Consider the following 14088-nt stretch of genomic DNA (forward strand, 5'->3'; position numbering starts at 1 on the left):
CTTATCCACTGTGGATAAGATTCCCGAGCACACTTTACTATATCTCAATTTTAACTTATCCACAATCTTAATGACAATAACAACTTTCATGTGCTGAAATAAACTGATTGGTTTAAGAGGCTTTCATCAATAATTTCACAAAATTCCTATTTGAAAAACAACAATCTTTTAGAAAAGAGCCTTTCCTTTTAATTCCAACTAAAAAGAGGCTTGGGGTATCTAATACCCCAAGCCTCTTAAAGATTACTATTTTCTAACTGGTGAAATAACTAAATGTCTGTATGGCTCCAAACCAGCAGATGATGTTTTTATTTCTTTATTTTTCATTAATGCCGTATGAATTATTTTTCTTTCATTTGAAGGCATTGGCTCTAACTTAATATCTTTTCTTGTTTGGACTGCTTTTTCAGCTAATTTGACTGCTAGCTGCATTAATGTTTCTTTTCTTCTATCCCGGTAGTGTTCTGCATCTAAAACAACCGTGCAGTAACGTCTTGTGTGCCGGTTGTAAACTAATTGAGAAAGATACTGTAGAGAATTTAAAGTTTGACCTCTTTTTCCTATTAAAAGAGCAATATCCCTGCCTGAAAGCTGGTAAATAACTTCCCGATCTTTTACTTCATGTGTAATATGGATATCTAATTCCATTTTCTCAGAAATGTTTCTAAGGTATTGTTCTGTTTCAAGGATTGGGTCATGTTTCATTTTCACTAAAACAAGAGATGGTCGAGCTCCAAAGAGTCCAAAGAAACCCTTTTTCCCTTCATCTATTATCTCAATATCCACATCGTCTCTATTGGCTTTTAACTGAGCTAGTGCAGAGAATACTGCTGCTTGAATACTTTGACCCGTAGCAGTTACTTCTCTCACTTTTTAGCTCCTCCTGTACTTTCTGCAGTTAATTTTATGTCGGGGCCCTTAATCAATAAAGTTTGAACAATCATAAAAATATTTCCTACTACCCAATATAGTGATAGTGCTGCAGGAAAATTGATTGCAAAAACAATAATCATGATTGGCATAATCCAAAGCATCATGGCCATCTGTGGATTTTGCATCGCAGCACCACTAGCCATCATGATCTTTTGCTGAATAAAGGTTGTTGCACCCGCAACTAAAGGTAAAATATAATAAGGATCTTTTTCACCTAGGTCAAACCATAGAAAATCATGCGTTGATATTTCACCCGTTCTCATTATTGCATGATAGAACGCAATAAGAACCGGCATTTGGATTAAGATTGGAAAACACCCTGCTAAAGGATTTACTCCATTTTGCTGGAATAATGCCATTGTTTCCTTCTGCAGCTCTTGTTGTGTTTTCTGATCCTTGGAACTATATTTTTCTTTTAGCTTCTGCATCTCTGGTTGTAAAGCTTGCATTGCCTTTGAACTTCTAGTTTGCTTAATCATTAGTGGTAACAAGGCAAAGCGTATTATAAGCGTAACAATAATTATCGAAAGACCATAGTTTTCACCAAAAAGTTCTGCAAAATAAATAATTAATCTTGATAGCGGATATACAAAATACTGATTCCAAATTCCTTCACTTTCAGCAGTAATATCTTGATTTACTTCTGTACAGCCAGTCAGAGTTGCTAGAACTACTAGCAAGGAAAATAAAAATAATAACCGTTTCTTCACTACTACTTAATCCTCCTTTAGCATTATCTTGCCTATGTAAAACTTAAAAAACATATATACAAACAAGCTTATCAAAATGATTGTAACACTTCTTATAGAAAATATCTTTTATATAATAGAATAAAAGCATGACAAATTCAGCAACTTTTGCAGCTAATTCTTCTATCCTGTCGAAAAATAACTATTTACGACTGTTTAGGATCTTCGCAAGCTTCCATACATGTTCCAGGGAAGATTTTACCTCATAGTAATCCATTTCTGCAGTGGGCTTCCTAGCAATGATAACAATATCCTTACCACTTCTCAAAACATCGGAAAATTCCAACACAACCTGTCGAATTAATCTTTTTATTCGATTACGCATGACAGCATTTCCAATTTTTTTACTTACTGAGAGACCTACTCTGTAATGATCCTGTTCTGGTCGGTTTACCACATAGATAACAAACTGGCGATTAGCTGTTGATTTTCCACGCCCAAAAACCTCTTGAAAATCTTTATTTTTCTTTATACGAAATGGTTTCTTCATCCAAACACTCCACTTTGTGACACATGATGACATTTTAGCCAACGCATCTCAAAATTATCCTTTAAAACGCCTTGTTGATTATTTATTTAATCGATTGATTAATTGGATTAAATAATCGAAAAAAAACCACTGTTCAACAGTGGTCTTAAGCTGATAATAATTTTCTTCCTCTAAGGCGACGACGTGCAAGAACTCTTCTTCCAGTCGGACTACTCATACGGCTACGGAATCCATGAACTTTACTACGCTTACGCTTATTTGGTTGGTACGTACGTTTCATTATCTATGACACCTCCTGAGGTTACTTCATTTCGTGGCTAGCTTTTAGACTAACAACATGTTGAAACTAGGCAATTCCCTAAATGAAAGGACCTTAGTTCTTTCCTTTTAACGTCATTCACTACAAATCAATCTAGTTTATAGGGATCGCTTATGAACAACTTCACCCTTTGTTTTGTTGTCCAATAACCTTTTTGAATTAATAACAAAAAGACAGTCTCAATAATTATAGTGAACGATTGATGTAAATGTCAACTTGATTTCCAAAATCCCATAATTTTCTCTATTCTACTAGCTCTGAATAAATAGTCGTAGGTGTTTTTTCTTTAGGCTCAAATCTAAACGATGGTAGTTTTCAAATAAAAGTTTTGTGAAATCTTCCCTTTGATAATTAAGTTGATTGCAGCGAGCAAATCTCGCTGCAATCAACACACTTCTATATAGAAACAAACTTCACGAAAACAGCCTCTCTTTAAAACACTTCCAAAAAGACATTTATTTAAACTTTTATTAAAATAATTCGATTTTGATGAATGTCATTCTGAGTAAAATGGATAATCATTATCCTATTTTGTGTCTAGGACCAAACAAAAGATCAAGTAAATCTCAACAAGATCATTCATGAAGAAAATTTGTCAAATAACCATGTTTTTTTGTCCTGTGGATAAACTAATGACCATACTCTTTCACCTTTCAACAGTTATCGACAACTTTTACACAGTATATTGTGTTGTGGACAATTAAAATCCACAAGCTGTGGTGCTTGTGGATAACTATTAAAAAACCATTGCAACTCTGAATTTTTTTTGATATTATAGTTATGTTTCACTCTTAATAATCTACTAATGTAAAACATCTTATCCACAGAGTGTGGATAAGATGTGGATAGTTTATACAGTGATTGTTTAAAAAGTTGTCCACATATGGTGGATACTGTCGAATAACCTCTTCTCTTCCTATTATACTGATTGCTAACATTAATTGTGGAAATGTATATTTATTCTCTTCTATACAATCTAGTTGTACAAAGATTGTACGTGATAAAAATATGGTGCAAAGGAGGGATAGTTTGGAGAATATCTCTGACTTATGGAACAAAGCTCTAAAAGAGATTGAAAAAAAGTTGAGTAAGCCGAGCTATGAGACCTGGTTAAAATCAACCAAAGCACATGCTCTCAAAAACAATACATTGATCATTACAGCTCCGAATGAATTTGCAAGAGACTGGCTAGAATCCCGTTACTCCTCTTTAATCGGAGACACAATTTATGACATTACAGGAGCCGAACTCGAGATTAAATTTATTATTCCCCAAAATCATCAGGAAGAAGACTTTAACCTTGAGCTACCGAAGAAAAGATTGTCTAAGGTAGACGATGAGCCACATGATTTGCCACAAAGTATGTTAAATCCAAAATATACATTTGATACATTTGTTATTGGATCTGGGAACCGTTTTGCTCATGCTGCTTCATTGGCTGTAGCTGAAGCTCCCGCAAAAGCTTATAATCCACTATTTATTTATGGTGGAGTTGGACTAGGAAAAACTCACTTGATGCATGCTATAGGACATTATGTTATTGACCATAACCCTTCTGCAAAAGTAGTTTATTTGTCCTCAGAGAAGTTTACAAATGAATTTATTAATTCCATTCGTGATAATAGAGCCGTAAATTTTAGAAATAAATACAGAAGTGTTGATGTTCTCTTAATTGACGATATTCAATTTCTTGCTGGAAAAGAACAAACACAAGAGGAATTCTTCCATACATTTAACACATTACATGAAGAAAGTAAGCAAATTGTTATTTCAAGTGATCGACCGCCAAAAGAAATACCAACTCTTGAAGATCGACTTCGTTCACGATTTGAGTGGGGATTGATTACAGATATCACTCCACCAGATCTAGAAACGCGAATTGCAATCTTGCGTAAAAAAGCTAGGGCTGAAGGCTTAGATATACCAAATGAAGTGATGCTCTACATTGCTAATCAAATCGATTCAAACATTCGTGAATTAGAAGGTGCATTGATAAGAGTTGTCGCCTACTCTTCTTTAATAAATAAGGATATAAATGCAGATTTAGCTGCTGAAGCACTAAAAGATATCATTCCAAGCTCCAAGCCTAAAGTGATAACGATTCTTGACATTCAACGATTTATTGGTCAGCAATACAACGTTAAACTTGAGGATTTTAAAGCAAAAAAGAGAACAAAATCAGTCGCTTTCCCTCGTCAAATTGCGATGTATCTATCTCGTGAGTTGACTGACTTTTCATTACCTAAAATTGGTGAAGAATTTGGTGGTAGAGATCATAGTACTGTTATCCATGCTCATGAGAAAATTTCAAATATGATTCAATCTGACTCACAATTTGAAAAACAGATAAAAGATATCCAAGGACTCTTAAAAAAATAATTTTTTATAAGTTAATAGTGTGCATAACTTGAACTTACTTACACACAGTCTGTCCACATGTGGATAGGCTGTGTTTCCAATCACCCTACCCGGTTATCCACAAATCCACAGTCCCTACTACTATTACTACTATTATTTAAATAAATATTTACTATATGATTATGAAAATCGACTTATGACGAAAAGGGGAATTTTAAAATGAAATTTTTGATTCAAAAGGATTTTCTAGTTCAGGGAGTTCAAGATGTAATGAAAGCAGTTTCTTCACGAACGACTATACCTATTCTTTCTGGAATTAAAATTGTAGCTACAGAAGAAGGAGTCACCCTAACTGGTAGTGATTCAGACATATCTATTGAATCATTTATTCCTGTAGAAGCTGATGGAAGTGAAATTGTCGAGATCAGACAAAGCGGCAGTATTGTCTTACAGGCACGCTTTTTTAGCGAAATTGTAAGAAAATTACCCCTAGACACTGTTGAAATAGAGGTTCAAAATAATTTACAGGTCGCCATTCGCTCTGGTAAGGCAGAATTCCACCTAAATGGGATTGATTCAGACGAATACCCACAACTTCCACAAATAAGTGAAGAGCAAGTATTCTCATTACCTGCTGATCTCTTAAAGCATATGATTAGACAAACTGTTTTTGCTGTCTCAACATCTGAGACGAGACCTATATTAACAGGGGTAAATTGGAAGTTTGAAAATGGAGAATTACACTGTATATCAACAGATAGCCATAGATTAGCTTTTCGTAAAGCACTAATTGAATCTTCTCACTCAATACCACCGGCCAACGTAGTTATTCCAGGAAAAAGTCTAAACGAGCTAAGTAAAATACTAGATGACACAACTGACCATGTTGAAATTGTCATAACTGAGCAACAAGTTCTCTTTAAGATGAAAAATCTTCTATTTTTCTCAAGATTATTGGATGGAAACTATCCTGATACTTCTAGATTAATTCCAACTGAAAGTAAAACGGATATCTTTTTAAATAGTAAAGAACTTCTACATGCCATCGATCGTGCCTCTCTTTTAGCAAGAGAAGGACGAAACAATGTCGTGAAATTCAGTACTTTTGAAGATGGTACAGTAGAGATTTCGTCTGATTCTCCTGAAATAGGGAAAGTAACGGAAGGGATTCAAAGTGAAAAGATAGAAGGCGAAGAATTAAAAATTTCGTTTAGTGCGAAGTTTATGATGGATGCTCTAAAAGCAATTGAAGGCTCTGATATAAAAATTAGTTTTACAGGAGCAATGAGACCTTTCTTCATCCAACCTGTAAATGACAACACAACACTACAATTAATTCTTCCTGTAAGAACCTATTAATTAGAAAAGGAAAGCTTTGAAGGTAAAGAACAAGATTACCTCTAAGCTTTCTTTTATTGTTCACATTAATCTAGTACAATAAAGATAACGAACTATTGAACTAAAAGGCAGGAGAATAGAAATGACAACTAAAGTAGCAATTCAGACAGAGTACATAACCCTTGGTCAATTTTTAAAATTAGCAAATCTTATTGACTCTGGTGGTATGGCTAAATGGTTTTTAGAAGAACACGCAATTACGGTAAATGGAGAACAAGAAAATCGACGTGGAAAAAAATTACGTAATGGTGACTCTATTTTGATCGAGGGTAAGGGATCTTTCACAGTTACGAGTGGAATTGAATAACAGCAAATGAACGAAATTTGGGGGAATTCCCTTGTTTATTGAAAATTTAACTTTAACAAATTACCGAAACTATAAAAAGATAGAGATCCCTTTTGAAAATAAAGTGAATGTTATACTTGGGGAAAACGCTCAAGGGAAAACCAATTTGATGGAAGCCATCTATGTTTTAGCTATTGCAAAATCCCATCGCACTTCAAATGATAAAGATCTTATCAGATGGGACGAAGAGTATGCTAAAATAGAGGGTAGAGTTAACCGTACAAAAGGCCAATTACAACTTCAACTCGTCCTAACCACAAAAGGTAAGAAGGCGAAGCTAAATCATATCGAGCAGCAAAGACTGAGTCAATATATAGGTGCAATGAATATTGTCATGTTTGCACCAGAGGATCTTAATCTTGTAAAAGGTAGTCCACAAGTAAGACGTAGATTTCTTGACATGGAAATAGGCCAAGTATCCCCTGTTTATATGTATGATTTAAGCAAGTATCAAAAAATCCTTCAGCAACGAAATCACTATTTGAAGCAGCTCCAAAGACAAAAAGAGAGAAATACAACAATGCTTGATGTCTTAACAGAGCAGCTTATAGAGGTAGCAGCAAAGATAATAAAAAAACGGTTTGAGTTTTTACAATTGCTTCAAAAATGGGCTGATCCTGTTCACAAAGGAATAAGTAGAGGGTTAGAAACACTTGAAATTCAGTATAAAGCATCTGTTGATGTATCAGAGAGCATAGAGTTGTCGAAAATGATAGAAGTATTCGAGGAGAAATTTGATAAAATAAGAGAAAGAGAAATGGATCGCGGCATGACTTTAGCAGGCCCCCACCGTGATGACCTCCTATTTTTTGTAAATGGTAAGGATGTTCAAACTTTTGGCTCTCAAGGTCAACAACGAACGACCGCTCTCTCTTTAAAATTAGCAGAAATCGAATTAATTCATTCAGAAATTGGTGAATATCCAATTTTACTTCTAGACGATGTTCTCTCTGAATTAGATGACTATAGACAATCACATCTACTTAATTTCATTCAAGGAAAAGTTCAAACCTTTGTGACAACAACAAATGTCGAGGGAATTGATCATGAAACACTAAAGCAAGCAGCAAAATATCATGTCAGTTCTGGGGTAATCGATAGGCTATGATGAGGTGATAAGTTGTTTATACATTTAGGCGAAAATGTAGTTGTCCCAGTTAATGAAATTGTCACTATTCTTGATGGACAGCTTTATCATTCATCAATGATAGTTCGAGAATTTATTGAGGGTCAAAGAAAAAAAAATGGGGCTAATACTGAGATTTCTAGGTCGATGAAAACAATCATTGTAACAGTAAATCAAATCTATTTTTCCCCTTTAGCATCGGTCACATTGAAAAGAAGAGCTAACCAAATGTTTGATCCAAGGCAGATTTTACAAGAATTATAGGAATAAAAATTGTGACTTTAGTTTCCTAGAGTCAAGGCGCAGGTGATATTTGTGGCAATGGAGCAAAAAGAAATGCAAGAAAATCAGACATATGATGAAAGCCAGATACAAGTATTAGAAGGATTAGAAGCGGTAAGATTGCGTCCAAGTATGTATATTGGGACAACAAGTGCAAAAGGACTACACCATCTAGTATGGGAGATTGTCGACAATAGTATTGATGAGGCTTTAGCTGGACATTGTGATGAGATCAATGTAACGATCGAAGAAGATAATAGTATAACGGTGAAAGATAATGGACGTGGGATTCCTGTAGGTATTCATGAAAAAATGGGAAGACCAGCTGTTGAAGTTATTATGACGGTTCTCCATGCAGGTGGGAAATTCGGTGGTGGAGGCTATAAGGTTTCAGGAGGATTGCACGGTGTAGGTGCTTCTGTAGTTAATGCTTTATCAACTGTACTTGAGGTGTTTGTCCATCTAAATGGTAAGATCCATTACCAGAAGTTTGAAAGAGGTGTACCATCTGCTGACCTAGAAGTAATTGGTGAGACAAATGTGACAGGAACAATCGTCCACTTTAAACCAGACTTTGAGATATTCACTGAAACACTAGAGTATGATTATGACACTCTAGCTAACCGTATCCGAGAACTTGCCTTTTTAAATCGTGGATTAAATATTACTATCGAGGATAAACGTGCAGATCAAGGTCGATCAAATGTATACATGTATGAAGGTGGTATTAAATCATACGTAGAGCACCTTAATCGCACAAAAGAACCTGTACATGAAGAAGTGGTTTACGTTGAAGGAGAAAAAGATAACATCTCTGTAGAAATAGCACTTCAATATAACGAAAGCTACACAAGTAATATTTATTCTTATGCCAACAATATTCATACGCATGAAGGTGGAATGCACGAAATCGGTTTTAAAACTGCCCTTACCCGTGTAATTAACGATTATGCAAAAAAGAATAATCTAATCAAAGATAGTGAAAGCAATTTAACTGGTGAAGATGTTCGTGAAGGACTGACGGCCATCATCTCCATTAAGCATCCAGATCCTCAATTTGAAGGACAAACGAAGACTAAACTAGGTAACAGTGAAGCAAGAACGATTACCGAGGCTACTTTTGGTGAAACCTTTGATAAATTCATGCTTGAAAATCCTTCTGTTGCTAGAAAAATTATTGAGAAGGGCCTCATGGCATCTCGTGCTCGCATGGCGGCTAAAAAGGCAAGAGAGCTAACTAGAAGAAAGAGTGCTCTCGAAGTTTCAAGTCTACCTGGTAAACTTGCAGACTGTTCTTCAAAGGATCCATCTATAAGTGAAATCTATATAGTTGAGGGTGACTCAGCAGGTGGATCGGCCAAACAGGGTCGTGACCGTCATTTCCAAGCCATCCTGCCTCTACGAGGAAAAATTATTAATGTTGAAAAAGCTCGACTAGATAAAATCCTTTCTAACAATGAAATTAGAGCAATGATTACAGCCCTTGGGACTGGAATTGGAGAAGATTTTGATATTTCCAAGGCGAGATATCATAAAGTCGTCATAATGACGGATGCAGATGTCGATGGTGCCCATATTCGTACCCTACTATTGACATTCTTATATCGCTATATGCGACAAATCATTGAACATGGTTATATTTATATCGCTCAACCACCTTTATATAAAATTCAACAAGGTAAGAGAATTGAGTATGCGTACAATGACCGCGAACTTGAAACCTATTTAGCAGCTATGCCAAGTCAGCCTAAACCAGGACTTCAACGCTATAAAGGTCTTGGTGAGATGAACCCTATCCAATTATGGGAGACGACCATGGATCCAGAAACGAGAACCTTATTACAGGTTACCCTCCAGGATGCAATTGAAGCCGATGAAACCTTTGAAATGCTCATGGGTGATAAAGTTGACCCAAGACGTAATTTCATTGAAGAAAATGCCATTTATGTTAAGAACTTAGATATTTAATTTTTTTCGAAAATACTGATTGAAACTCCTTAAGGAGGAAAAATATGTCTGAAAATCGTAAACCTTCAGTTAAAGAAATAAACATAAGTCATGAAATGAGAACTTCATTCCTAGATTATGCCATGAGCGTAATTGTCTCCCGTGCTCTACCTGATGTTCGGGATGGACTAAAACCTGTTCATCGTCGTATTTTGTATGCAATGAATGACCTTGGAATGACCTCTGATAAAGCCTATAAAAAATCTGCTCGTATTGTCGGAGAAGTAATCGGTAAATACCATCCACATGGTGATACTGCCGTCTATGAATCAATGGTTCGTATGGCACAAGACTTCAACTTCCGTTATATGCTCATAGATGGACATGGTAACTTTGGATCTGTTGATGGAGATTCAGCAGCAGCAATGCGTTACACGGAAGCTCGTATGTCCAAAATCGCCATGGAGCTCGTACGTGATATAAATAAAAATACAATTGATTATAAGGATAATTATGATGGTTCTGAACGGGAGCCGGTTGTTTTACCTGCTCGTTTTCCTAACCTTTTGGTCAATGGAGCATCTGGAATAGCAGTTGGTATGGCGACCAATATCCCACCGCACCAACTAGGTGAAGTAATTGATGGAGTACTAGCTGTTAGTAAAGATCCAGATATCACTATTGCTGAGCTTATGGAAACGATTCAAGGGCCAGATTTTCCAACTGCTGGACAAATCTTAGGTAGAAGTGGAATTAGAAAGGCCTATGAAACAGGAAGAGGCTCTATCATAATTCGAGGGAAAGTAGAAATTGAAGAAAGATCAAATGGGAAGCAAACGATTATCGTCAATGAACTTCCTTATCAAGTAAACAAAGCAAAGCTGATAGAAAAAATTGCTGAGCTTGTGCGTGACAAAAAGATAGATGGCATTACAGATTTGCGTGATGAATCAGATCGAAATGGAATGAGAATTGTCATCGAGGTTCGCCGTGATGCCAATGCGAACGTCCTATTAAATAACTTATATAAACAAACAGCCCTGCAAACAAGCTTTGGTTTAAATATGCTAGCGCTAGTCGATGGTCAACCTAAAGTATTAAACCTAAAACAATTCCTTTATCATTATCTCGAGCATCAAAAGGTTATAATTCGAAGACGTACTCAGTTTGAACTAGAAAAAGCAGAAGCTCGTGCTCATATTTTAGAAGGTCTGCGTATAGCTCTAGATCATTTAGACAAAGTAATTGCCTTAATTCGCGGCTCACAAACAGCTGACATTGCTAGAGAAGGCTTGATGACTCAGTTCTCCTTATCAGAAAAACAAGCACAGGCTATTCTAGATATGCGCTTACAGCGTCTCACTGGCTTAGAAAGAGAGAAGATTGAGGAAGAATATAAAGGCTTAATGGTTCTCATAGCAGAACTAAGAGCTATTTTAGCTGATGGAGAAAAAGTGCTAGAAATTATTCGTGAAGAACTTACTGAAATTAAAGAACGCTTTAATGATAAGAGACGTACTGAAATTGTTTCTGGTGGAGCAGAAATGATTGAAGATGAAGATTTAATTCCAGTTGAAAACATTGTGATTTCACTCACTCATAACGGATACATTAAGCGTCTACCTGCTTCTACCTATCGTTCTCAGAAACGTGGTGGCCGTGGTATTCAAGGAATGGGAACAAATGAGGACGACTTTGTTGAACAGCTGTTAACCACATCTACACACAATACGATTCTATTCTTTACGAATAAAGGTAAAGTTTATCGTTCAAAAGGCTATGAAATACCTGAATATAGCCGAACAGCAAAAGGAATCCCAATTATTAATCTCCTTGGAATCGATAAGGGTGAATGGGTAAATGCAATGATCTCTGTTGAAGAATTTACAGATGATTCCTTTTTATTCTTTACAACCAAACAAGGGATTTCTAAACGATCCCCGTTGTCCTCCTTTAGCAATATCCGCCAGAACGGATTAATCGCCGTCAATTTACGTGATGAGGATGACTTGATCTCTGTTAAATTAACAGATGGTACAAAGGATATTATTATTGGTACAAAGAGTGGAATGCTAATTCACTTCAAGGAGACAGACGTTAGGTCTATGGGAAGAACAGCTACTGGTGTTAAAGGTATCACCCTAGACCCTAGCGATGAAGTAGTGAGCATGGAGATACTAGAAGATGGGTACGATGTATTAGTCGTGACTCGAAATGGATATGGAAAACGTACACCTAAGGCTGAATACCGTCTTCAAAGTCGTGGTGGAAAGGGTCTACGGACCACCACAGTTACAGAGAAAACTGGTGCCGTTATGGCACTAAAAACTGTCACTGGTGAAGAAGATATTATGGTTATTACTGCAAGTGGAGTTATTATCCGTATGAGTACGGATGGAATCTCCCAATTTGGTCGATATGCTCAAGGTGTAAGACTTATTCGTCTTGGTGACGCGGGACATGTTGCAACCATTGCAGTAGTTGATAAAGAAGAGATTCAATTAGAAGAATCCGATGAAGTAGAAGGCTTAGTAAAAGAAAATATTATAGAGAACATAGAAGATATAGAAAAAGAATAAGTTTTTTTTAGGAACACATCGATGTGTTCCTTTTTTTTTGGTAATATATAGGTAGAGAAGTTTTGGAGTTGTGAGAGGAGTCCATAATGAAGGTTCATATCAACCAATTAAGAGAAGGCTGTATCATATCTGCTGATGTCACCTCCTTAACCAATAGACCAATTATAACTAAAAAAACTGTTTTAAATGACAAAAAAATAAACGTCCTTCATGCATTTCTTATTAAAGAGGTGCAAGTGGAACCGACATTAGTAAATGGTGATCCATTTCGTCCGAATGAAATAATTGACGAACTTGGTCAAGAAGTTAGTGAAGATTTAACTATTCCTTTTACTAGCCATTATTTGAAATCTGTTCAGGAGTTTAAAAAAGTATTTCAAAGCTGGCAGTCTGGTTCACAAGTAGACATTGTTAAAGTTCGGAAATTTTTTATCGCCTTGTTAGAAAGGGCAGTTGCGAAACCATCTGAAATCTTTATGCTGCATCATTACTCTACAAAGGAAGAATATTTATACCATCATTCTATGACTGTTGGCTTACTATCAGGTTTTCTGGGCAAGAAGCTAAATTATGAAAAAGGTGAATGGATGCAAATTGCTATTGCGGGGCTATTATCTGATTGCGGAATGGCCAAAATAAACCCCAAAATACTAGAAAAGCAAACTGCATTATCACCCGTGGAATACAACGAGGTAAGATATCATCCTACTCATGGTTATAAGTTGCTTCAAAATCTCCCTGTAATCAGAGAAGGAGTGAAACTTGGAGTATTTCAACATCATGAGAGAATAGATGGAAGTGGATACCCATTAGGTATTGGTGCAGAGAAGATTCATCCATATGGTAAAATTATAGCAGTGGCAGATGTCTATCATGCAATGACTTCAGAAAGATCGTATCGAACAAAGCAATCACCATTTAAAGTATTAGAATTAATTATCCAAGACAGCTTTGGCCAGTTCGATATCAAGGTAATTCAAGCATTAACATCAGGAATTGCAAACTTCTCGTTAGGAACAAGAGTCAGACTGTCAAATGATCAAGTAGGAGAAATTGTATTTGTAGAATCCAAGTCACCTACACGACCCATGATAAAACTCGAATTAAGCGGAGAGTTCATTCAACTCTCAAACAGAAGAGATTTATATATAGATGAAATACTTTCTTAGTGAGGGAGAATATATCCTTCACTTTTTTTCTATTTAACACTTGTTTGTTCTATTTCAAAATGTTATTATAGTAAAAGTGACCTAAAGAGCAGTATTTCTCTTCTAGAAATACTCACTAAATAATATGTTGACTTAAATTGGCCAACATGATATATTAATAAAGTCGCTTCTGAGCGGCGGAGAAAAATATACTACCTAACGGTAGATAATATTGAAGTTTATTTTGCTTAACGGCAAAAAAGACCAGTTCTTTGAAAACTAAACAGAACGTCAAGCGTGACTCGGACTTTCTAGTTCTTGTCAAAAATGCAACAAAACATCTGTATTCATACAGATGAAGGTTCTTTTCACTTCTGTGAGGGAACTATTGAAAGCTATTTTCGCTATCGCGG

12 protein-coding genes are annotated in these 14088 nt (G+C 36.0%); 8 read left to right on the forward strand and 4 right to left on the reverse strand.

Translation table 11 applies throughout. From position 1 onward, the window contains the following. Nucleotides 1–246: 246 nt before the first annotated feature. The 4 genes from jag to rpmH form a co-directional block, all read right to left on the reverse strand. The gene (jag, locus tag ACOI1C_RS14995) at nucleotides 247–870 is read right to left on the reverse strand and encodes an RNA-binding cell elongation regulator Jag/EloR (RefSeq protein ID WP_422511306.1); all 624 of its coding nucleotides are present in this window, start codon (nucleotides 868–870) and stop codon (nucleotides 247–249) included. Further along, nucleotides 867–1643 carry a YidC family membrane integrase SpoIIIJ gene (spoIIIJ, locus tag ACOI1C_RS15000; RefSeq protein WP_422511307.1) on the reverse strand — a complete coding sequence of 259 codons (777 nt, stop codon included), beginning with the start codon at nucleotides 1641–1643 and terminating at the stop codon, nucleotides 867–869. Before spoIIIJ ends, jag begins: the two co-directional genes overlap by 4 nt. Nucleotides 1644–1824: 181 nt before the next feature. Then, the gene (rnpA, locus tag ACOI1C_RS15005; protein WP_422511308.1) at nucleotides 1825–2172 is read right to left on the reverse strand and encodes a ribonuclease P protein component; all 348 of its coding nucleotides are present in this window, start codon (nucleotides 2170–2172) and stop codon (nucleotides 1825–1827) included. A 145-nt stretch (nucleotides 2173–2317) separates the two neighbouring features. Beyond that, nucleotides 2318–2452 (reverse strand): 50S ribosomal protein L34, encoded by a 135-nt coding sequence (rpmH, locus tag ACOI1C_RS15010; protein WP_422511309.1) that lies wholly within the window; start codon nucleotides 2450–2452, stop codon nucleotides 2318–2320. A gap of 1068 nt (nucleotides 2453–3520) precedes the next feature. Here rpmH and dnaA point away from each other — a divergent pair. The 8 genes from dnaA (at nucleotide 3521) to ACOI1C_RS15050 (ending at nucleotide 13696) form a co-directional block, all read left to right on the forward strand. Continuing rightward, nucleotides 3521–4870, forward strand: a complete 1350-nt coding sequence (gene dnaA / locus ACOI1C_RS15015) for a chromosomal replication initiator protein DnaA (protein ID WP_422511310.1) — start codon at nucleotides 3521–3523, stop codon at nucleotides 4868–4870. A gap of 198 nt (nucleotides 4871–5068) precedes the next feature. Continuing rightward, complete coding sequence (gene dnaN, locus ACOI1C_RS15020; protein WP_422511311.1) at nucleotides 5069–6208, forward strand: DNA polymerase III subunit beta; 1140 nt, start codon at nucleotides 5069–5071, stop codon at nucleotides 6206–6208. A 121-nt stretch (nucleotides 6209–6329) separates the two neighbouring features. Further along, complete coding sequence (yaaA, locus tag ACOI1C_RS15025) at nucleotides 6330–6554, forward strand: S4 domain-containing protein YaaA (RefSeq protein WP_422511312.1); 225 nt, start codon at nucleotides 6330–6332, stop codon at nucleotides 6552–6554. A 31-nt stretch (nucleotides 6555–6585) separates the two neighbouring features. Continuing rightward, complete coding sequence (gene recF / locus ACOI1C_RS15030) at nucleotides 6586–7701, forward strand: DNA replication/repair protein RecF (RefSeq protein ID WP_422511313.1); 1116 nt, start codon at nucleotides 6586–6588, stop codon at nucleotides 7699–7701. Between the two features lie 12 nt (nucleotides 7702–7713). After that, on the forward strand, nucleotides 7714–7983 hold the full coding sequence (gene remB, locus ACOI1C_RS15035) for an extracellular matrix regulator RemB (protein WP_422511314.1): 270 nt from the start codon (nucleotides 7714–7716) through the stop codon (nucleotides 7981–7983). Between the two features lie 57 nt (nucleotides 7984–8040). Next, complete coding sequence (gene gyrB, locus ACOI1C_RS15040; RefSeq protein WP_422511315.1) at nucleotides 8041–9969, forward strand: DNA topoisomerase (ATP-hydrolyzing) subunit B; 1929 nt, start codon at nucleotides 8041–8043, stop codon at nucleotides 9967–9969. Nucleotides 9970–10013: 44 nt separating this feature from the next. Beyond that, nucleotides 10014–12527, forward strand: a complete 2514-nt coding sequence (gene gyrA, locus ACOI1C_RS15045; protein WP_422511316.1) for a DNA gyrase subunit A — start codon at nucleotides 10014–10016, stop codon at nucleotides 12525–12527. 86 nt (nucleotides 12528–12613) lie between these two features. Further along, nucleotides 12614–13696, forward strand: a complete 1083-nt coding sequence (locus tag ACOI1C_RS15050) for an HD-GYP domain-containing protein (protein ID WP_422511317.1) — start codon at nucleotides 12614–12616, stop codon at nucleotides 13694–13696. The last annotated feature ends 392 nt before the right edge of the window (nucleotides 13697–14088 follow it).

Source organism: Bacillus sp. DJP31, assembly GCF_049310945.1.
GTDB lineage: Bacteria > Bacillota > Bacilli > Bacillales > SA4 > Bacillus_BS.

Excerpts from the sequence above, each read along its gene's own strand:
- rnpA (WP_422511308.1), bottom strand. The coding sequence starts at position 2,172 with ATGAAGAAACCATTTCGTATAAAGAAAAATAAAGATTTTCAAGAGGTT.
- rpmH (WP_422511309.1), bottom strand. The coding sequence starts at position 2,452 with ATGAAACGTACGTACCAACCAAATAAGCGTAAGCGTAGTAAAGTTCAT.
- dnaN (WP_422511311.1), top strand. The coding sequence starts at position 5,069 with ATGAAATTTTTGATTCAAAAGGATTTTCTAGTTCAGGGAGTTCAAGAT.
- yaaA (WP_422511312.1), top strand. The coding sequence starts at position 6,330 with ATGACAACTAAAGTAGCAATTCAGACAGAGTACATAACCCTTGGTCAA.
- gyrB (WP_422511315.1), top strand. The coding sequence starts at position 8,041 with ATGGAGCAAAAAGAAATGCAAGAAAATCAGACATATGATGAAAGCCAG.
- gyrA (WP_422511316.1), top strand. The coding sequence starts at position 10,014 with ATGTCTGAAAATCGTAAACCTTCAGTTAAAGAAATAAACATAAGTCAT.
- ACOI1C_RS15050 (WP_422511317.1), top strand. The coding sequence starts at position 12,614 with ATGAAGGTTCATATCAACCAATTAAGAGAAGGCTGTATCATATCTGCT.